This window comes from Exiguobacterium sp. KKT215 (assembly GCF_055635335.1).
In genome coordinates, this window is the sequence record NZ_CM145756.1 from 869,299 (window position 1) to 889,814 (window position 20,516).

General features: G+C 53.1%; 20 protein-coding genes and 1 other RNA gene. 18 read left to right on the forward strand and 3 right to left on the reverse strand.

Annotation, left to right across the window (positions count from 1 at the left end; translation table 11 throughout):
* Nucleotides 1-161 precede the first annotated feature (161 nt).
* The 16 genes from ACZ2GZ_RS04605 to ACZ2GZ_RS04680 all read left to right on the forward strand — a co-directional run bounded on the left by ACZ2GZ_RS04605 (nucleotide 162) and on the right by ACZ2GZ_RS04680 (nucleotide 15,395).
* Nucleotides 162-959, forward strand: a complete 798-nt coding sequence (locus tag ACZ2GZ_RS04605; RefSeq protein WP_131472335.1) for an aminoglycoside phosphotransferase family protein — start codon at nucleotides 162-164, stop codon at nucleotides 957-959.
* A 254-nt stretch (nucleotides 960-1,213) separates the two neighbouring features.
* Nucleotides 1,214-2,095: a UTP--glucose-1-phosphate uridylyltransferase GalU gene (gene galU / locus ACZ2GZ_RS04610; protein WP_021065453.1), complete on the forward strand. Its 882-nt coding sequence runs from the start codon at nucleotides 1,214-1,216 to the stop codon at nucleotides 2,093-2,095.
* A 21-nt stretch (nucleotides 2,096-2,116) separates the two neighbouring features.
* A complete protein-coding gene (locus ACZ2GZ_RS04615; protein ID WP_029595061.1) occupies nucleotides 2,117-3,325 on the forward strand; it encodes a glycosyltransferase family 4 protein in 1,209 nt (402 codons plus the stop codon).
* Nucleotides 3,322-4,662, forward strand: a complete 1,341-nt coding sequence (locus ACZ2GZ_RS04620) for a glycosyltransferase (RefSeq protein WP_035385649.1) — start codon at nucleotides 3,322-3,324, stop codon at nucleotides 4,660-4,662. Before ACZ2GZ_RS04615 ends, ACZ2GZ_RS04620 begins: the two co-directional genes overlap by 4 nt.
* Before the next feature lie 55 nt (nucleotides 4,663-4,717).
* A complete protein-coding gene (locus tag ACZ2GZ_RS04625; RefSeq protein WP_051627700.1) occupies nucleotides 4,718-5,605 on the forward strand; it encodes a YitT family protein in 888 nt (295 codons plus the stop codon).
* A gap of 73 nt (nucleotides 5,606-5,678) precedes the next feature.
* Nucleotides 5,679-5,903, forward strand: a complete 225-nt coding sequence (secG, locus tag ACZ2GZ_RS04630; protein WP_012726902.1) for a preprotein translocase subunit SecG — start codon at nucleotides 5,679-5,681, stop codon at nucleotides 5,901-5,903.
* Between the two features lie 102 nt (nucleotides 5,904-6,005).
* Nucleotides 6,006-6,746 carry an alpha/beta hydrolase gene (locus tag ACZ2GZ_RS04635; protein ID WP_029595064.1) on the forward strand — a complete coding sequence of 247 codons (741 nt, stop codon included), beginning with the start codon at nucleotides 6,006-6,008 and terminating at the stop codon, nucleotides 6,744-6,746.
* A 15-nt stretch (nucleotides 6,747-6,761) separates the two neighbouring features.
* Entirely contained in the window at nucleotides 6,762-9,164 is a 2,403-nt protein-coding gene (rnr, locus tag ACZ2GZ_RS04640; RefSeq protein WP_029595065.1) for a ribonuclease R, read from the forward strand.
* A gap of 49 nt (nucleotides 9,165-9,213) precedes the next feature.
* Entirely contained in the window at nucleotides 9,214-9,684 is a 471-nt protein-coding gene (gene smpB / locus ACZ2GZ_RS04645) for an SsrA-binding protein SmpB (RefSeq protein WP_029595066.1), read from the forward strand.
* Nucleotides 9,685-9,733: 49 nt separating this feature from the next.
* Nucleotides 9,734-10,089, forward strand: a transfer-messenger RNA (tmRNA) gene (gene ssrA / locus ACZ2GZ_RS04650).
* A 126-nt stretch (nucleotides 10,090-10,215) separates the two neighbouring features.
* Nucleotides 10,216-10,434, forward strand: coding sequence for a hypothetical protein (locus tag ACZ2GZ_RS04655; protein WP_470295576.1), 219 nt, complete (start codon nucleotides 10,216-10,218; stop codon nucleotides 10,432-10,434).
* A gap of 90 nt (nucleotides 10,435-10,524) precedes the next feature.
* Nucleotides 10,525-11,952 carry an IS21 family transposase gene (istA, locus tag ACZ2GZ_RS04660; protein WP_470295604.1) on the forward strand — a complete coding sequence of 476 codons (1,428 nt, stop codon included), beginning with the start codon at nucleotides 10,525-10,527 and terminating at the stop codon, nucleotides 11,950-11,952.
* The gene (gene istB / locus ACZ2GZ_RS04665) at nucleotides 11,949-12,665 is read left to right on the forward strand and encodes an IS21-like element helper ATPase IstB (RefSeq protein ID WP_029595512.1); all 717 of its coding nucleotides are present in this window, start codon (nucleotides 11,949-11,951) and stop codon (nucleotides 12,663-12,665) included. Before istA ends, istB begins: the two co-directional genes overlap by 4 nt.
* Before the next feature lie 265 nt (nucleotides 12,666-12,930).
* Nucleotides 12,931-13,539 (forward strand): hypothetical protein, encoded by a 609-nt coding sequence (locus ACZ2GZ_RS04670; protein ID WP_029595068.1) that lies wholly within the window; start codon nucleotides 12,931-12,933, stop codon nucleotides 13,537-13,539.
* 71 nt (nucleotides 13,540-13,610) lie between these two features.
* Complete coding sequence (locus ACZ2GZ_RS04675) at nucleotides 13,611-14,570, forward strand: HNH endonuclease signature motif containing protein (RefSeq protein WP_029595069.1); 960 nt, start codon at nucleotides 13,611-13,613, stop codon at nucleotides 14,568-14,570.
* A gap of 177 nt (nucleotides 14,571-14,747) precedes the next feature.
* Entirely contained in the window at nucleotides 14,748-15,395 is a 648-nt protein-coding gene (locus ACZ2GZ_RS04680) for a hypothetical protein (protein ID WP_214715935.1), read from the forward strand.
* 48 nt (nucleotides 15,396-15,443) lie between these two features.
* Here ACZ2GZ_RS04680 and ACZ2GZ_RS04685 read toward each other — a convergent pair whose 3' ends face one another.
* Nucleotides 15,444-15,635 (reverse strand): hypothetical protein, encoded by a 192-nt coding sequence (locus ACZ2GZ_RS04685; RefSeq protein ID WP_214712810.1) that lies wholly within the window; start codon nucleotides 15,633-15,635, stop codon nucleotides 15,444-15,446.
* A gap of 139 nt (nucleotides 15,636-15,774) precedes the next feature.
* Here ACZ2GZ_RS04685 and ACZ2GZ_RS04690 point away from each other — a divergent pair, with 139 nt between their 5' ends.
* A complete protein-coding gene (locus ACZ2GZ_RS04690; RefSeq protein WP_214715933.1) occupies nucleotides 15,775-17,187 on the forward strand; it encodes an NAD-dependent epimerase/dehydratase family protein in 1,413 nt (470 codons plus the stop codon).
* 132 nt (nucleotides 17,188-17,319) lie between these two features.
* The gene (locus tag ACZ2GZ_RS04695; RefSeq protein ID WP_214715931.1) at nucleotides 17,320-18,876 is read left to right on the forward strand and encodes a SulP family inorganic anion transporter; all 1,557 of its coding nucleotides are present in this window, start codon (nucleotides 17,320-17,322) and stop codon (nucleotides 18,874-18,876) included.
* On the opposite strand, the gene ACZ2GZ_RS04700 is transcribed toward ACZ2GZ_RS04695, so the two are convergent.
* Nucleotides 18,873-19,202, reverse strand: a complete 330-nt coding sequence (locus ACZ2GZ_RS04700; RefSeq protein ID WP_021065472.1) for a YolD-like family protein — start codon at nucleotides 19,200-19,202, stop codon at nucleotides 18,873-18,875. The two genes, ACZ2GZ_RS04695 and ACZ2GZ_RS04700, sit on opposite strands and share 4 nt — an antisense overlap.
* Nucleotides 19,199-20,494 carry a Y-family DNA polymerase gene (locus ACZ2GZ_RS04705; RefSeq protein ID WP_131472360.1) on the reverse strand — a complete coding sequence of 432 codons (1,296 nt, stop codon included), beginning with the start codon at nucleotides 20,492-20,494 and terminating at the stop codon, nucleotides 19,199-19,201. The genes ACZ2GZ_RS04700 and ACZ2GZ_RS04705 overlap by 4 nt, the downstream gene beginning before the upstream one ends.
* Nucleotides 20,495-20,516 lie beyond the last annotated feature (22 nt).

The following is a 20,516-nucleotide window of genomic DNA, read 5'->3' on the forward strand; positions in this document are numbered from 1 at the left end:
ATATTCCGAGATTCGCCTGTCCGCGCGGCAGCGATGCTTTCTGCAGGGAATCTACAGTGCCGCTTGGACGGGGCGCGAACGCTCCGTGTCGAGGCTCATGGTCATCGGTACCCCTTGTTGCGGTATACTGAACGTGACTGATGAAGAGTAGGGGGGATTAGATGGACCGATCAAATGAGCAAGAGGAAAGATTGAGCGGCGGGAACGTATCGATCGTCTATAAAAAGGGGAATCACGTCTATCGGACGCAGAAAGAGGGGAGTGCGAATGTCCATCGCTTGTTAAAGCACTTAGAGGCGAAGGGGATATCGGGCGTGCCGCGATTTATCGGGGTGGATGAACAGGGCCGAGAGGTCTTGACGTACCTCGAAGGCGAGACGGCTGATTATCCGTTGAAAGCCTATATGTGGTCCGATGAGGCGATTCAGGATGCCGCTCGGCTGATGCGCCGGCTGCATGACGCGACGGCGGATGTCGCATGGCCATCGGACTGGCAACCGCTCGACGATACGCCAGAACCGTTTGACGTGATTTGCCACAACGACTTTGCCGTCTACAATACGATTTTCCATGACGGCAAAATGGAAGGGGTCATCGACTTTGATTTGGCGGCACCTGGACCACGTGCCTGGGATATCGTCTACGCGCTCTATACGTTCGTTCCGCTCAGCCGGCGTCATCAAGCCGAGTCGGGAGAGGTCGTCCACTATGAGGCGGAGCGCGATGATGTGAGATACAAACGACGAGTCGCGCTCTTCTTAGAAGCGTACGGCTGGGAAGGTTCGACATCGGAGTTGTTGGACATGCTGCTATTGCGGATTGAGGCGCTCTATCGGTTAATCGAACGAAACGCCTCAGAAAGGGACGTCGCTTTCCAAACGATGATGGATGAAGGGCACCACACGCATTATCAAGAAGAATATCGTTTTATCGAGGCGAACGGCAAGAAATGGTTTTGAGAAAGGATGGCAGACGAGGGCTTGCCGACCGTTCATTCCGGGAATAGAGTAGTGTAGGTGAAAGGAGGCGTTCGTCATGATGGTCAGCGGTTTTCTCCTTCTTCTCATTGCGCTCGGTGTCGGTGGTTACTTCCTGTATAAGTATATGGAAGACCGGAAATGGTCGTGACGTGCGTCACGGCCGTTTTTTTGAGTGCGTGAACGCTTGAAAATTGGGTATAATCAGATACAGACTACAAAAAGGAGAGACGTCCATGACACGCGTACGGAAAGCCATCATCCCGGCCGCCGGGCTCGGCACCCGCTTCTTGCCGGCGACGAAAGCGATGCCGAAAGAGATGCTCCCGATCGTCAACAAACCGACGATCCAATTTATCGTGGAAGAAGCCGTCGCTTCCGGCATCGAGGACATCATCATCGTGACCGGGAAGAACAAGCGCGCCATCGAGGACCATTTCGACCGGGCCATCGAACTCGAACAGAACCTTGAGTCAAAAGGCAAGACCGAACTCCTCGAGTCGGTGCGCCACTCATCGAACCTCGCCAATATCCACTACATACGGCAACAAGAGCCGAAAGGGCTCGGTCACGCGATTTGGTGTGCCCGCAAGTTCATCGGCGACGAACCGTTCGCCGTCCTGCTCGGGGACGATATCATCGAGGCGGACGTGCCGGCGACGAAGCAATTGATTGACCAGTACGAGCAGTATGAGCGTTCGATTATCGGGGTACAGCGCGTCCCGTATGAAATGACGAATCGATATGGTATAATTGACCCGCTTGCCGTCGAAGGGAAGCTGATCCCGGTCCGGACGTTCGTTGAGAAACCGGCCGTCGGAGAAGCCCCATCGAACCTCGCCATCCTCGGCCGCTACATTTTGACGCCGGACGTCTTCGAGGCGTTGTCGGCGCAAGAAATCGGGACGGGCGGCGAGATCCAACTGACGGACGCCATCGCCCGCTTGAACGAGGTGGAGACCGTCTTCGCCTATGAATTTGACGGGCGTCGCTATGACGTTGGGGAACCGATCGGCTTCATCGAAGCGACGATTGCCCATGCGCTCTGCGACCCAGATTTAAAAGCCAACGTCCACACGCTCTTGAAGCGCTTCGTGGACGAACTCGAACAACAGTAAGGTGTGTTATTTTTGAAAACAATGTTAATGGTCTGTCAAAACTATTATCCGGAAATCGGCAGTGCCGGTAACCGGATGCAAAATATTACGCATCTCATGAAAGAACGCGGTTACGAGGTGGAGGTCATCACGGCCGCCCCGTCGTATCCGAACTTCAACTTGTATAAAGACGACCGCTTCTGGAACGACAAGGCGCTCAACAACCAGCCGTTCATCAAGCGTCTCATCACGAAGAAACGCAAGCATACGTCGAACATGGTGAGCCGGCTCGCTTTGTTTTTGGAACAGATGATTAAAGGCGTCGCTGCCGTCCAAAAGCTCGACTCGAAACCGGATGTCGTCTTTGCGACGACCCCGTCTTTTTTTATGGCGTTCGTCGGTGTGTATGCGAAACGGAAGTATGGCGTCCCGTTCATCTTGGACGTCCGTGACCTCTGGCCGGAGTCGGTGAAAGGCGTCGGCGTGTTCAAACACGACTGGATGCTCGCCCCGGCGTTTTGGTTTGAGAAGCGGCTCTATAAGGCGGCCGATGAAATCATCATCAACTCGGAAGGGTTCCGTAGCTATTTGCGCCAACGTGGCGTCGACAACGACATGATTCACTATATGCCGAACTCGATTCGCGAGAGCGAGCGCAACCTCGAGCGGACCGTCCCTGAGGACGACCGGATGGAGATTCTGTACGCCGGGAACATGGGCCTCGCCCAAGATGTATCGCTCTTGCTCGAGCTTGCGGAGCGGTTCCGTGACGAGCCGCGCGTCCATTTCAAATTGATTGGCTACGGATACCGGAAGAACGAGTTGAAAGACATGATTAAAGCCCGCGGTTTCAAGAACTTCCTCTTCCTCGAGGCGATGCCTCGGACGGAGGCGTTCCAAGCCATCAAGAACGCGGATGTCGCGTTCGTCAGCCTGATCGAGCAAGAAGTGTTCGATACGGTCATCCCGGGTAAATTGATTGATTATATGGCGGTCGGTAAACCGATCGTCGCGGCGGTGTCAGGCCATGCGGCGAATGTCATCGAAGCGGCCGAGGTCGGTTACGTGTCACGGAAGCGTGACATCAACGAGATCGAGCTCATGCTCCGGAAACTGCTCGAACGTCCCGAGTTGCGTGAGAAGTACGGCGTGAACGGGATCCGTTATGTGAAAGACAATCTGTGTTGGGAAAACAACATACACGTCCTCGAAGACGTGATAGAAAAAGTAACGATGGAGGAAACACGATGAAGTCAGTATGTATGTTTGTATGGAACCATTTTACGAATGATGCGCGCGTCTTGCGCGAATGCTCGGCGCTCGCCGAAGCGGGCTATGAAGTCGATTTGATCGCGCTCCAAGACCCGAAAAATCCGTCACTCCCGAAAGAGGAGATGCGTCCGGAAGGATTCCGCGTCATCCGCGTCAAACGTCAGCCGTCGATTCTCGCCAACGGGATGAAGGCGCTCAAGTCGGTCCGCACATGGGTCAGCGCGAAGAAGACGCGTCAACTCGGTGCGGGACTCGTCGGCGCGGGACTGCTCGTCCTCGCACCACTGACGATGATTGGACTCGGTGTGGCAGCGGGTGCGATTTTGTTCCCACCGGTGCGTAAAAACATCGTCAACGCGAGCGCGATGCTCGAGATGGTGTTCACTTCGACGAAGAAGTCGTACGATTTCTATCACGCCAACGACTTGAACACGCTCCCGCAGGCGTTGATCGCCGGGAAACTCGTCAACAAAGGCAAAATCGTCTACGATTCGCACGAAGTCCAGACGGACCGGACCGGTTACGGTTATATCCAAAGTAATCTCGAAGGCTGGCTCTTGCCATACGTCGACTCGATGATGGTCGAGAACCACACGCGCGCGGCGCACAACGAGGAACTCTACGGCTTCTATCCGTACGTGCTCCACAACTATCCGTTCTATCGTCCGCTCGACTTCACGCTCCGCAAAGACTTGCATGCGCTCCTCGACTTGCCGAAAGATGAAAAGATTCTCTTGTATCAAGGCGGCATTCAAGCCGGCCGCGGACTCGAGCAACTCATCCTCGCCGTCAAGGACTTCAACGAAGGCACGCTCGTCATGATCGGGGACGGGAAACTCAAGCCGGTGATTAAACAGATGATCGAGGACGAAGGCGTCAGCGACCGCGTCAAGATGATTGACAAAGTACCGGTCGAGGCGTTACCGTACTATACGATGAACGCGTATCTCGGTTTCCAAGTGTTGAACAACGTCTGCTTCAACCACTACTCGGCGTCATCGAACAAGCTGTTCGAATATTTGATGGCCGAAGTACCGGTCGTCTCATGTGACTTCCCGGAAATCGAACGTGTCGTCGCCGGCAACGACGTCGGTGTCGTCGTCGATTCGCACGACCCACAATCGATCGCCGAAGGCGTCAACCGCCTGCTCGACGATCAAGCACTCTACGCCCGTGTCAAAGAGAACACGAAGACGGCGCGTGAGCAATATAACTGGGATTTGGAAAAAGAGGCACTCTTGAACGTCTACACGAACGTCGTGGACCGCAAGTTGCCGATTATGAAAGACGGTGCGCCAAAGCCAGTTCAACAGTAAGACTTAGACTGCGGCTTTGTGCCGCGGTCTTTTTTATATGGAAGGGGGACAAATGATGAAACGTCAGCAACAACATCTATTGCGTCAACAAGTCTGGAAGAAGCTCCAATCGATTTCCTTGAAGGATATCGCCTGGATCGTCGCCGGCTCATTCATTCTCTCGTTCGGGGTGAACTACTTCACCGTCCCGAACGACTTCTCGGAAGGCGGCCTGCTCGGGGTCACCATCATCCTGTACTATATGTTCGGCTGGGACCTCGGGGTCACGTCGATTATCGGGAACGGGATTTTATTCATCGTCGGCTATAAGCTGCTCGACCGCCGGACGATGGTATACTCGGTCGTCGCCGTCATCGCAACGTCGTTCTTCCTCAGTTTGACCCATGACTGGGGCAGCCCGGCCGAGGACAAACTGCTTGCGGCCGTGTACGCCGGGATTATGATCGGGGTCGGCATCGGTATGGTGCTCCGCGTCGGCGGGACGACCGGGGGCGGGGTCATCATCGCCCGCCTCATGGAGCGCTACTTGCACATGAGCGTCGCCGTGTCGATGTTCATCATCGATGCGATCGTCGTCGGGGCGTCGGGCTTCATCCTCGGGGAGCAGGTCGTGCTCTATACGTTGATCGCCATCATCATCGGCTCGTGGGTCATCGACCTCGTCGCCGAAGGGCTCAACATCCGCAAGGCCGTCACCATCATCAGTGACAAGCAAGAAGAGCTCGCCGTCGTGTTGACGGAGACGCTCGGCCGCTCGGCGACGATTATCCACGGTCACGGCTACTATACGAAGCAAGATAAGAACATGTTGTATATGATCGTCGACAAGCGTCAAATCGGTCCGCTCAAGCGAATCGTCGAAGTGACCGACCCGCGTGCCTTCGTCGTCATCCACCAAGTGAAAGAGGTTATCGGGGAAGGGTTCAGCTACCCATCCCGATAATTTGAACGCTGGCGTTTTGACGCCAACTTCTATATAATAAGAAGCGTGTAAAAAGAAGGAGGAACTGACTACTATGCAAACGATCGCTACAATCAGCCTGCTCGTCGTGGCTGTTTTATTGATTGTCGTCGTACTGCTCATGTCAGGTCGGTCGCAAGGTCTTGGGGCGATTGCAGGTGGCGCGGAGCAGTTGTTCGGCCGCCAGAAAGCGCGCGGCTTCGACGCTGTTTTGAACCGAACTGCAGCTGTACTAGGCACATTGTTTTTCATTTTAGGATTACTAGTCGCATCATTATGATGAAAGGCTGATCGTTCTCGATTTTTACGTGAGGCGGTCGGCTTTTGTTTTTTTCAATTATTTTTTGGGAATAATGGATTGTATGAGGAGATGACGTTAGCAATGAAGATTACAGCACCGAAACCGTTCTTCTTTGAAGGCGGACCACGTGCCGTGTTGATGTTACATGGCTTTACCGGATCGAGCGCGGATGTCCGCATGCTCGGTCGTTTCCTGCAAAAAGAAGGCTATACGTGTATGGGTCCCCAGTACCGGGGCCATGCCGTCCCGCCGGAAGAATTGCTTCAGTACGGACCGGCGGACTGGTGGGAAGACGTCATGAACGCCTACCAGTCGTTGAAAGAGAAAGGCTATGAGGAGATTGCCGTCTGTGGCCTCTCGCTCGGCGGCGTCATGTCGCTTCGCCTCGCTTCGGAGGAAAACGTCAAAGGCGTCATCCCGATGTGTGCCCCGACCGGAATCGATGCCGAAGATCGGTTATACAAAGGAGTCAAAGCCTACGCTCGAGAATATAAATCTCGAGAAGACAAATCACCTGAACAGATCGAACAGGAGATGGCGGACTTCAAACCGATGCCGACGCTCAAGGACCTCCGTGCCTTCGTCCGTGACACGACGACAAAACTCGAAGATATTTTCGTCCCGGCGCTCGTCGTCCAAGGGGCGAAAGATCAAATGGTCGATCCTGAATCTGCACACGAAATTTACGAGGCGATCAACGCGTTCCAAAAAGAACTGCTCATGTATGAGGAGTCGGGACACGTGATCACACTCGATAAAGAAAAAGAGAAACTGCACCAGGACGTGCTCGATTTTCTCGAAACGTTAGACTGGTCAGTCTAAAAAGGAGGTGTCACGTTGAATTTACGTGACCAACTACTAGAAATCATCCAAGCCAGTGACAAAGCACTGACGGTGGACCAATTGACCGAGCGTCTTGCGCTCGAGTCGACGGATGCCTTTAAAGAGCTCATCCGCACCTTGAACACCCTCGAAGAAGAGGGCTTAATCGGCCGCACACGGACGAACCGTTACGGGACGCTCGCCGTGCTCGGCCAAGCAGCGGGAATCATCTCGATTCACCAACGCGGCTTCGGCTTCTTATCGGTCGAAGGGGAGACGGAGGACGTGTTCCTTCCGCCCGACCAATTGAAAGACGTCTACCACGGGGACACGATCCTCGTCAAAAAACGCGAGGACAACCGCGGCAAGACCGAAGGCGTGCTCCTCAAAGTCTTGAAGCGTGGCTTGTCGGAGTTCGTCGGGACGTATACGCTCCCGAGCGGACGCCTCGACCAGTTCGCCTTCATCGAGCCGGACGACAAGCGCATCAACTTCTGGCCGGTCGTCAACCCGGACAAATCGCTCGGTGCCGTCGATGGCCATAAAGTCGTCGTCCGCATCACGAAATATCCGGACGGACGTTTCGCCGGAGCTTGTGACGTCGTCCGTATCATCGGACACAAGAACGACCCAGGCGTCGACATCTTGTCAATCGTCTATAAGCACGGCATCCCGACGGAGTTCCCGGAAGATGTCATCGACCAGGCGAACGCCGTACCGGACGAGGCCGACGAGAAAGACTTCATGGGGCGTGTCGACCTTCGTAACGAGACGATCTTCACGATTGACGGCGAAGACGCGAAAGACTTGGACGATGCCGTCCACGTCAAGAAACTCGACAACGGTAACTATGAGCTCGGCGTCCATATCGCCGACGTGTCACATTACGTGACGGAAGGGTCACCGCTCGACGTCGAGGCGTTCGAACGGGGAACGAGTGTGTATCTCGTCGACCGCGTCATCCCGATGTTGCCGCACCGTCTCTCGAACGGGATTTGTTCGCTCAACCCGCACGTCAACCGGTTGACGCTCAGCTGCGTCATGGAGATCTCCCCGCAAAACGGGAAGGTCGTCAGCCATGAGCTGTTCCCGAGTGTCATCAAGACGACGGAGCGGATGACTTATACGAACGTCCGTGAGATCATCGAACGTGACGACGAAGCGACGCTCGAACGTTACGAGCCGTATATCCCGTTGTTCGACTTGATGGCCGAACTCGCGGAAGTGCTCCGCAAGCGCCGTAACTCGCGCGGTGCCATCAACTTCGATTTCGCCGAGGCGAAAGTCGTCGTCGACGAGGAAGGCAAACCGGCCGACATCGTCTTGCGTCCGCGCTCGGTCGCCGAAAAGTTGATCGAAGAGTTCATGCTCGCGGCCAACGAGACGGTCGCCGAACACTTCCACAAGATGGACGTGCCGTTCATCTACCGTGTGCACGATAACCCGAAATCGGACAAGCTCGATTTCTTCTTCGACTTCGTCGCGAACTTCGGCGTGCATATCGAACGGTTCAAAGGCCAGAAGGTCGAACCGAAGACGCTTCAGAAGATTTTGAAGGCAATCTCGGGTGAACCGGAAGAGCCGGTCATCAGCACGATTATGCTCCGTTCGATGCAGCAGGCGAAGTACGATGATGTCTCGCTCGGTCACTTTGGCCTCGCGACCGACTTCTATACGCACTTCACGTCACCGATCCGCCGCTATCCGGACTTGATTGTCCACCGTCTCATGCGCACGTATGCTTTCAACGGCGACGTGTCAGAGAAGACGATCGCCAAGTACGAGGACCGTCTCGGTTCGATCGCCGAACAGGCGTCGAAACGTGAGCGTCGTTCGGTCGATGCCGAACGTGAGACGCAAGCCTTGAAGAAAGCCGAGTACATGGAATCACGTCTCGGTGAAGAGTTCGACGGCGTCGTCAGCGGTGTCACGAACTTCGGGATGTTCATCGAGCTTCCGAACACGATCGAAGGACTCGTTCGTCTCCAGTCGATGGATGACTACTACCACTTCGACGAGTCGCAGCTCATGTTGCTCGGCGAACGGACGAAACGTCAGTTCCGCATCGGTGACGCGGTGCGCGTCAAGGTCGACGCCGTCAACTTGGACGAGCGCACGATCGACTTCACTGTCGTCGGCATGCCGAAACGGGAACAGTCGCGCCGTCGCCAACCGACGACGATTAAAGCGACGGAAGGCCGTCCAAAGAAAGACGACAAAAAAGGCCGCGGCCGTGACGACAAACGTCCGAAGCGCGGCAAGCCGGGTAAACCAGGGAAACCAGGTCAAGCCGGCAAACCGTCCAAACCAGGCGAGAAGCCGAAGACGTCGCAAGGACGTTCGGCACTCGACTTGAAAAAGAAAGAAGGTCAAAAACGAACAGGCGACGCCAAACGCGGAGCGAAGAAGCGTCGCTGACGGGAGGGGGCGACCCCTCCTCCATATTGAAGTAAAGGACTGAATGTCTATGGCCAAGAAGAAAGATTCGAACGCGCTCGCGCAAAACCGAAAAGCGTCCTTCGATTATGCGATCGAAGATACGATTGAAGCCGGCATGGTGTTGACGGGGACCGAGATTAAATCAGTGCGCCAGTCGAAGATCAACATCGCCGACGCCTATGTCCGCTTTGACGGTGGCGAGGCGACGCTTCACAACTGTCATATCAGCCCGTTCGAGCAAGGGAACCGGTTCAACCATGAGCCGCTTCGTGTCCGAAAGCTATTGTTGCATAAGAAGCAAATCAATCAGCTCATCGGCGCGCAAGGGCGTGACGGTTATACGATCATCCCGCTCAAGGTGTATCTCAAGAACGGCTTCGCCAAATGTCTCCTCGGCATCGGGCGCGGGAAGAAGAAGTATGACAAGCGCGACGACTTGAAGAAGAAAGACGCGAAGCGTGACGTCGACCGGGCACTCCGGGACCGGCAAAAATACTGACAGCGAGACCTGATTGTGGTATAGTTGTTGTAGTACCAATTACCACCTCGGGGACGTTATGGATTCGACGGGGGTAGGTCGGTCGTATGTGGCGTGTCGAGGGGTCGGCCTCGTTAAAACGCAAACGCCTATAACTGGCAAAACTAACACACAACTCGCAGCAGCCTAAGTGCCCTGCGGATCCTGACATCCATCGCTTGTGTGGATGACTTTCAGGGTCTCAAACTAAGCAAGCTACGCTTCAACCTCGCCGTCTGAGGGCGCGAAGAAGAGATGAATCAGACTGGATGCGACAACGCCTGTTTATCGGCAGTGTCACATTGAGATTCAATAGATAAACTACACACGTAGAAGCATGCGTTACGATGCCTTCGGACGCGGGTTCGACTCCCGCCGTCTCCATTTTTAAGCAGTCTGCAACGACTGCAATCAATGATTTTTAATGAAGACCTTCTAATTTCATTGAGATTAGAAGGTCTTTTGATTTTATGGAGCAACTCAATCACAATGAAATGAAAGCAGGTGAATCAAATGGGAAAATATCAATTAGATACGAAAAGTAAAGTGGCTGCTGCCAAGTATCAAGATGGCAAAAAACCAGCTATTTCGAATAAAAAAGATAAAATCAATCAGATTCGAGAAGCATATTTGCAGAAGCAACAAGAGAAGAAAGAAGCTGGGTGTGTAATGCAAAATAGGAGTGCAGAAGTGTGCAACGGAAACGTACACAACTCTGCACTCCTATTTTAGAAAAGAAAAAGGACTTGCCAGCAACCATAATCTCACCCTAACGTTTAAGTTGCGACACAAGAACGTTAGGAGATGGAAGGAATGCTAGCAATGTCCGATATCAATTGTATCAAATATCTGAGAAACCACAAATCACATTCGATCAATCGAATCGCTAAAAATCTAGACCTCAACTGGAGGACGGTAAAAAAATACGCGGATTCAGCTCAACTGCCGAGTGAAACCATTCGCCCCAAGAGAGGCATGATGTACGGAACGAAATGGGGCGAGATGGTCGAGGATTGGTTGACCGAGGATCAAATGCTTCAGAAAAAGTTAAGACGAACGAATAAAAAGCTTTATGAAACGCTGGTGGCGAACGGATTCGAGGGTTCTTACCGGACGGTCTGCAATTTCATCAAGAGCTGGCATATGACGAGCGAGGAGGAAAACGACACAAGGCAAGAACGATTGCAACACCCTCCGGGTGAGGCACAGGTAGATTTCGGGACGATGGAAGTCGTCAAAGATAGTCATGCGGTCGATGTAAAATGCCTCGTCATGAGCCTGCCCTTCAGTAACCGCACAGCAGCTGTCGCCCTGCCCGCAGAAAACCAAGAGTGCTTTTTGACGGGACTCAAAATGCTTTTTGAAGAAATCGGTGGTGTACCGCAACAGCTCAGAATCGATAATCTCCCCGCCGCAGTCATCCAACCACGAACGACAAAAGAAGAGGCGATCTATACAGATGCTTTCCTGCAGTTCATGGCACATTACGGCTTCCAAGTTCAAAGCTGTAATCCTTACAGAGGTAACGAGAAAGGAAGTGTCGAGAACAAGGTAGGATACGTTCGGTACAATTTTCTTGTCCCAGCCCCTGTCATGCATGATTACGATTCGACGAACCGGCAACTCGCAGCTTCCCTACGGGATGACATGGAGAGAGTGCATTACGAAAAGCATGTGCTGATCCGTGAGTTGTTCGAAGAAGAGCAGAGACATCTATTGCGATTGCCGCAAGAAGACTTCCCCGTCTTCAAAGAAGAACTGTTCAAGGTGAACAAGTACGGCGAAATAACGATCGATAAGACGAAAGTCTTGATCCCTTCAGGGGCTCGTCATGGGCAAGTACGCGCCATCTTAAGGTGGGATTCGATGAAGATTCTCTCACTTCACGGAGAAATCCTCTACGAAGAAAAACGTCCCTACATGATGACAAAGCGTGCGCTCCCATGGGAAAACATCATCAGCACTTGGCACAAGAAGCCGAGAAGCTTCGGGCACTCCCGTTATTCCGAATATCTGCCGGGTAGAATCAAAGAGTACCTGGGCGTACCCAACTTACTCGTTCGGCAGGAAAGACTGGCCTGGATCCGAGCCAAGCTCGCACTCTATCCAATCCTCGAGATCAATGAACGCCTATACGAGCTACTGAGCGAGGACGACGATCCAGCCGTGGTTGAGGACCATCCTTATGATGTGGATTGGAGCAAGTACGATAGCCTGAATCGGCCTTGGGGAGAAGGTGGTGCAGTATGAGCCTAAAAGAAATGTGCAAATCGCTCCGCCTTGCCTATGTCGCTGAAATCTATGAATCGATTCCAACGGAATCCCCTGAAAAGTTTCTCACGGAGCTTTTCTCGATGGAAATGCGCCTCCGCGAGGAAGCGAAAGCGCAACGGTTAATCAAAAAGGCAAAATTCATCAACAATAAGTCACTAGACGACTATCATTGGGGCAATCACATCTACTTCCCAAAGCATTTAGATAAGGACGAACTGACCTCACTGAATTTCGTCGAGCACTCACAGAACGTCGTTCTGACAGGGTCCCCGGGTACAGGAAAGACCCATTTGGCCATCGGGCTCGGGAGAGAAGCTTGTCACAAAGGTTATGAGGTGAGGTTCTTCCGGGTCTCTGAACTCGTCGAGCAACTTAACAAGGCCTGGCGGGATGGAAAACTAGGCAACTTCCATTCTCGTCTCGAGTCGGCAGATATGATTATTTTAGATGAGATGGGATATCTCCCTCTCACAAAAGAATCTGCGGAACTTCTGTTTCATCTCATCACCGACTGGTACGAGCGAAAGAGCCTGATCATCACATCCAACCTTGAGTTCAGCCAATGGAATCGCATCTTTGGCGACGCGCGCTTGACTGCGGCACTCGTCGATCGCGTCATCCATCACGCTCACATACTAAACTTTACAGGTGACAGTTATCGTGTCACGCATGCGTTGTCGAAACACTAAAACCCAGCTGGCAAAGTTCTGTACTTTTCGTTGCATTATTGTGCACATTTGTATTGCAAAATACACTGGGGAATGATCAGGAAACATTATAGCAAAAGGATTATTGAGTGTTTGCTCAATAATCCTTTCTTTGTGAATGGACAACACCATTATTTGGACTTTTAAACGGAATCAAAGGATTGAATATTGCTTTGTTGAATATATACTATGAGCTGTTTTTGAAAAAACGTCACGAGAATATATAACCATCATAGGAGGAATCCTCATGTCAAAAAAATCTACGGAATTAATTATCAATGGAGTCAAGAAGTATGGTCCGGCAGTAGGAAAGTTTGCACTTGAACATAAAAAAGAAATTGTTGGAGCAATTGGTGCATTTGGTGTAACGGAACGACTTAAAAATCGTTCGAATAAAGAATCGAATCCTAAAAAACCAAAAGACAAAATCATGCATCCTCGAAAGAAGAGATATCAATATTATTTAACAGAGGTTGTTCCTGCATTAAACACTCAAAATCGAGACGAATTGTTCCAGTATAAGATGGAAGTGGAGCAATGCATTCAACAAATCAAATTCGAGCAGGCGCATGACATCGTCATCAAAAAACAGATTCATGAGAGTCGGATAAAAGAGTGGGATGCAATCTTGTCTCAAATCGTGAGCCAGATGACTGTAAAAGATTATATGGAGTATCTAAAGCTCTTTAACAATCCTGATTATCAAAGTGAGTACTTTAAAGACTTTGAAGGAGATGTTGAGAAATTTAAAAAGCTAAATACTGTCGAACAGTATGATACGTTAGTCCATTATATCCATGAAAAAACAAATATCGATATAGAACAAATCAAAAAAGAGTTTTCGGCTCCTGTTTGATTCACCTTGATCCGTTCTTGTTCCTCATTCGTTATAATCGATGATGTAACGAATGAGTGGGGGTGAGGTCATTGGGGTGGGATTTAAGTGTTGCTGAGGCAAAAAACGTCTACTTAACAGAAACTGACTTATGGCGCTATACACAACAATTTTTAATGAATGCGACACATACGACGACGTACAAGCATATGCTTATGAAGGCGTTGCTCGAATGCACGACCGAACTAAGTGATTCCGGTGTAGTGACGTTCCAGCAAATTTCAAGACACGTGACGAAGATGTATTGGAATTTGATTGTGAAACACGGATTGCGACAAGTGAATCAACTTGAGAAATTGAGCTCGGTCGAAAAAACGATGCTCACGTTTCAAGCGACACATGAAATTCCGTCCACTTGGAACTTTGATCGTCTGCCGGTTCAGCAGCAACAACAATTGATTCGAAACGTGAATCAGTTCTATAAGAAGTACGTGTACGGATCGTTCTATACCTCGTTCGAGGGAACCGTCTATTCATTCAATCGGAAAGAAGAGTGGGTCAAACTTGTGCCGAGCTACGTCATCTTTTTTGAGAAATATAAACGGGTCTTGATGAATGTTACGAATTATCAACTCGCCGTCTTTCTGGAAAAATACAATACACGCGAAGCGATGGAGCGAATCTTGAACAAAATCGAATTCGTCTCGGCTCGTCAATCGCTCGACGAGTTCAAACAAATTTTGCTGAGCCATGGTCATTCCGTCTGTTTTTATTGTATGAAGCCGCTCAAACAGATCCATGTCGACCATTTTATCCCGTGGTCTTACATACAGAATGATGTTCTATGGAATTTTGTCCTCGCTTGTCCGACTTGTAATACGAGCAAGAACAATCGGATGGCGAAGATTGATTATCTTTACGCTCTTCTGGAACGAAATCATGAGTTGCGCGTGGCAGAACAGATGGAGACATACAAAGAAACGAAATTGATTCACCTGTATGACTATGCGGTGCAGAATGGGTTTGAAGCCAATTGGGCACCGAGGGCATAGGTTTGTGGGATAGGTGATGTTCAAAAATTCGGGACCTTAGAAAACTAGAAACTCATTACCCTTAAAACTATACCTTTGAATAAAATAAACCCTTCCATAAATTGTCTGATACACTGATAGAAAGAAGCTGAGATACTTTTTTTGGTGGTACATAGACGGTTTAGAGGAGGTATTGGTGTGGAGCGCTTTTGGAAATGGGCATTAATTGCGATTGGGGTGCTTGTCGTCGGGATGGGAGGCCTCGTTTTTGTGTTCAATCAGTCGATGAAGTCCGACCCCAATGAAGAAGCAAAAGCAATCCAACTCGCTGAGCCGTATGTAGCGGAGCGTTTCGACAATGCCGAATTGACGACAGAGGTCACGTTCGACAACATGGGAAATTTCCCGTTCGAATATGCGGCAACCGCAGTTGATTCCGTGACAGGGACCGAGTTTTTCGTTTATGCGGATGAGACGACAGGGGAAGTCGTCGACACGTTCCTGGCATCGAAATGGGAAGATGACGTGACGGATGTCATCGAGGATTCGGTCATGACGGCGTTTGGCCGTGATGTCACGTACGATGTTTTTTACGATGAAGTAGCCGTACGAGAACTCGACGCTTCGGCGGCGAACCCGCTCGCCTATAAAACAGCCGACGTCGTACCGACAATCTTGGTGACGATTCCTCGGATGCCGGAGTCAGGGGATGAGGCACTCGTCCGCACCTGGATGGCAGCGCTACAAGAGAGCGACATGTTACGCCATGCGGATGTTCATGTCGACTATATCGCTAAAAACGGAGAAATTCTCAATGACGGGACCCCGTTAATTCTATCGTTCTAATGAAAAAACACTTTCTGCGAGCAGGAAGTGTTTTTGTTCAGTTTATCGTCACCACAAGTTAAACAAATCCGCTACAATCGCATCACTTCCGTCTTGGAACATGAACAAACCGAGTGCGATTAACAGACCGCCGATGACGAGGCTTCCGAAGCGTATCAGCCCGCTTGTGTTCTTTTTGAATAGGCCGCGAATCACGAGCCCTCCACCGATCAATAGCATCAAGAAATACCAAAACCCCATAGTCATTCCTCCTCCGCTTGTAGTTGGCTTTAGTTTACATATATTTTCCAGTACATACTGTAGGGCGCGGGACTGATTTAATCTCAGCCTAAGACGGGTACAGTACCTTTATGTGTAAATAAAGGGGAGAGTGACCACTATGCGGAAAACCATCGTCATCGCGGGCGCGAGCGGTTATATCGGCTCGAACGTGATGGACCATTTAAAAGAAGAATACGACATCATCGCCTTATCCCGCTCGACGAAGAACAAAGAAGACGAGGACCACATCACGTGGCGGTCGTGCGATTTGTTCTCGTATGAACAGACACGCGAGGCGTGCGAGGGAGCGGACTACGCCATGTTCCTCGTCCACTCGATGATTCCGGACGGCGGATTGACGCAGGCGACGTTCGAAGACATGGACGCGCTCATCGCCGATAACTTCGCCCGGGCGACGAAAGCGAATGACATCGAACAAATCGTCTACTTGAGCGGCATCATTCCGAAAGAATCGAAGACGTTGTCACGTCACTTGAAGAGCCGGCTCGAGGTCGAACGGATTCTCGGTGGGCAAGGGGTGCCGGTGACGACGATTCGGGCCGGACTCATCATCGGTCCAGAAGGTTCGTCGTTCCCGATTCTCGCGAAACTCGTCAAACGGTTGCCGGTTATGATCCTCCCGAACTGGACGAAGACGGAGACGCATCCGATCGACTTGCGTGAAGCCGTCCAAGCGCTCATCTCGGTCGTCGGGACCGAGGCGCTGTACGACCATCATATCGATATCGGCGGCCCAGAAGTGATGACGTATCGGAAGATGATTGAAGATACGGCTGAGGTCATGGGCAAACGCCGCGTCATGATCGACTTCCCGTTCCCGACAATCAAGCTATCCCGCCTCTGGGTCATGGCGGTGACGGGTGAGCCGAAAGACACCGTCTATCCGCTTGTCGAAAGCATGGGCCACGCCATGGTCGCGAAAGACACGACCGGCGTCAAGCAAGGGGAAATCCCGTTCAAGGAAGCGGTCGAGCACGCGCTCGAGGAAGAAGAGAAACAGAAGTCAGGTGGCGGCAAGAAGAAAAAAGCGCCGCAACAGTATACCGTCCGCTCGATTCAACGGTTCGGTCTGCCAGAGAACAAATCGGCGCTATGGATGGCCGACACGTACTTCGAGTGGCTCGGCCGGCTCGCGTATCCGCTCATCCAAACGACGAAAGAAGACGATGACTGGGAGATTGCGCTCCTCCGTCCGTCATTCGTCGCGCTCCATCTGTCGCTCGAGGACGAGGCGACGGATGATATGGCATCGTATGAAATCGATGGTGGTCTGTTCACGAAACTGAGTGAGGACGACAAGACGGGACGACTCGAGTTCAGACGGCTCCCCGAGTCGGACGAAGGGCTCGTCGCCATCCATGAGTTCGTACCGGCGCTGCCGTGGTGGTTCTATACGAAGACGCAGGCGAAAGCCCACCTCGTCGTCATGTGGTTGTTCGGCCGTCACGTCCGTCTGCTTGGGGAAGATGCGGATGAGGGCGATCAAGTCGTCGAGGCACCGACGAATTAACGAAGACGCATCCATCGCGATGCGTCTTTGTTTTGTCGATTATGTTAACGTTTTGACGGAGTCGTTTACAAAGGGCAGGGACAGGCGTACACTGAACTCGTTTTCGACATAATGGAAAGAAGGAATGCAAGAATGGACAACTTCATGACATCACGCCAAGGATGGCAAAAAGACATCTCGGCCGGGATCACCGTCGGGGTCGTCGCCGTGCCGCTCGCGATGGCGTTTGCGATCGCCTCAGGTGTCGGACCGGTGTACGGCCTGTATACGGCCATCATCGCCGGCATCCTCGTCAGCCTGTTCGGGGGCTCGACGTTCCAAATTGCCGGACCGACCGGCGCCTTCATCCCAATCGTCTCGGGCGTCATGCTCGCGCATGGCTACGAAGGGTTGCTCGTGACGACATTCCTCGCCGGGATTCTATTGTTCCTCATGAGCATGCTCCGTGTCGGACGGCTCATCCGCTTCATGCCACGTGCTGTCACGATCGGCTTTACGGCCGGGATTGCCGTCGTCATCTTCGTCGACCAACTCGACGAACTGTTCGGCATCACGTTCGAGAAGGCGCCGCACTTCCACGAGAACTTCCTTCAGCTCGTGACGTCATTGCCGGAGGCGAGTCTTTGGCCCGTCTTCATTGCCGCCATTGGTTTCTTGACGCTCTGGCTCGTACCGAAGCTGCCCGTCAAGTTGCCGCTCCTGTTGATGGCGATGCTCGTGCCGACGTTCGTCAGTCTCGTCATTCCTGGCGAAGTCGCGACGATCGGCAGCGCTTATGGCGGTATCCCGAGCGGACTGCCTGACTTCAACTGGCTCGCCATCGACCTCAATTTGATTGCGACGTTGCTTCCGTCGGCGTTCGCCATCGCCTTCCTCGGGGCGCTCGAGTCACTGTTGTCGGGTGCGGTCGCGGACGGGATGGCGGGGACGAAGATGAGCCCGGACAAGGAACTGTTCGGGCAAGGGCTCGCCAACGTCGTCGTCCCGTTCTTCGGGGGGATCCCAGCGACCGGTGCCATCGCCCGGACGGCGACGAACATCCAAGCGGGTGCCGTCAGTCGTCGTGCCGGCGTCATTCACGGTTTGACGGTTCTCCTTGCTGTGCTCGTGTTGGCACCGCTCGCGAGCTACGTCCCACTGGCCGCACTTGCACCGATTTTGATGCGTGTGGCCTGGAACATGTCGGAGCGGCATCACGTCTTCGAGATGCTCCGGCATCGTTCGGCCGAGTCGCTCGTCTTGCTCATCACGCTCGGACTGACCGTCTTTGTCGATCTCGTCGTCGCCGTCGAGGTCGGGGTCATCTGTGCGCTCGCCTTGTTCGCGAAACGGATGGCCGACACGATCGACGTCCGCGAACAGACGGAACGGTATGTGACGCGGGACGGCCAGGTCGTCTTCAGCGTCGAGGGGCCGCTCTTTTTCGGCGCGATCGAGATGTTTGAGCACGTCCTGCATCATATCCATGACGAGCCCGACGTGTTCATCTTCAACTTCCATCGCTGTCCGGTCATCGATGTGACGGCCGTCGAAGAGATTCGCCGTGTCGTCCGGGAGCTGAAAGCGGCCGATCGTCGTGTCGTTTTCGCGCACTTGTCGGCACCGGTGCGGCAGACACTCGCGCATTACGGCGTCCTCGATGACGTCGATACGTTCGATACGACGCAGGAAGCAATTGACGCGTCTTAACGGACGGACAGAATCTGACCGAACGGGATGCGAAGCACCTCGGTGTCGAACAGCTCGACTTCACGCTCGGCGTAATAGATGGCGTGGACGTAGCCGCGCACCGTATGGGTCATGCCGTTGTCGAACAGCGTCAGCTCGACGGCGTCGCCTTCACGGATGGCGCGTTCGAGCTCGGTCTGCCATAAATAGAGCAACTGCTCATCCAAGTCGGGTAGCTCGATCTTTTGGACGTGGGCGTAATATTTCTTCAGGAGCGCCACGTGCTCGGGCATGAGGAACGGAATCCATTTCAATTCACCGCGGTCTTTGTAGCGGGTCTGACTCATGACGATTCACCTCCTTGTTTATGTCCGCCGATTAACCGCTGGCGGGTACGGAGCGGACTGTCTTTCAGTAAACTCGACGCCGGGCGGATCGTGCCGCGCCCGAAGCGGACGTTCAAGCTATCGACGAGATCGAGGAAGTCGAACCGGCGCGCCCGGGCCCACTCGTCCTCGAAGAATGACAGCTGAACGTGGTCACTCCGGGGCTCGAGCTTGCCGAGGGCGACCGAGACATACCGGACCGCCTCCGTCTCGTCCCACGCGTCGAGGAAGAGCGTCAACAATACCGGCAAGAACTCGCGCTCGTCCGCTGTGAAGCGGGCGAGCTTTTTTTGTTTGCTGAAGCCGCGCCGCTCGCTCGTCCGGGTGTAGCGAACGCCGAGATGGACGCTGCCGCCGACGAGACCGGCCTGTCGCGTCCGCATCCCGACCTCCACGGCGATGGCCTGTAAGACGAGCCGGATGGCCGCGTACGTCGTATAGTCTTTCATGAGCGTGATGCCGTGGCCGATCGTCCGGGGCCGCTGCCGTTTCGCCCCGAACAACGAGCTCGGCGGAAGGATTGTCGGCGATTCGTCGATGCCCCAGGCGTGATGCCACAGCTCGGCGCCGATGACGCCGAACTTCTCATGGAGCGTCTCGAGCGGATAGCGGGCGAGGTCGCCGATCGTGTCGATGCCGAGCCGCCGAAGATGGACTTCCATCTTCGCACCGACGCCCCACATCTTGCCGATTGGGGCCGGGTGGATCAATCGTTCGACGTCGTGGAGGAAACAGCTGGCGACACCCGTCTTCTTCCCATGAAGGTCGAGGACGAGCTTGGCGAGGACGTTGTTCGGACCGATGCCGATCGTGACCGGGATGCCGGTATAGCGGAACACGGTCGAGCGGATGAGGCGGGCGACGTGCGCATCGTTCCCGAACAGCCGCTCCGTCCCGGTCAAGTCGACGAGCGTCTCATCGACTGAGTAGACGCGGATTGCCTCGGGGGGTGCGAACTGATGCAAGATGTGGACGATTTGCACGGACACGTTCAAATAGTGGCTCATCCGGGCCTCGGCGTAGATGATGTGCCGCCGCTCGTGCCACGGCAACCGGTCGATGTGGAAGCGCCGGGAGCCGGTCTTGATGCCGAGCTGCTTCATCGGAGGTGTCGCGGCGAGGACGAGGGCGCCGTGATCTTGGAGGTTTGATAAGACGACGAGCTTCGTCTTGTACGGGTTCAACTTGCGGGCGGCGCACTCGCAACTGGCATAGAATGAGACGCTATCGATACAAAAAATCCGACGTCGCATAGCCACCTCTCCTTTTTTACGA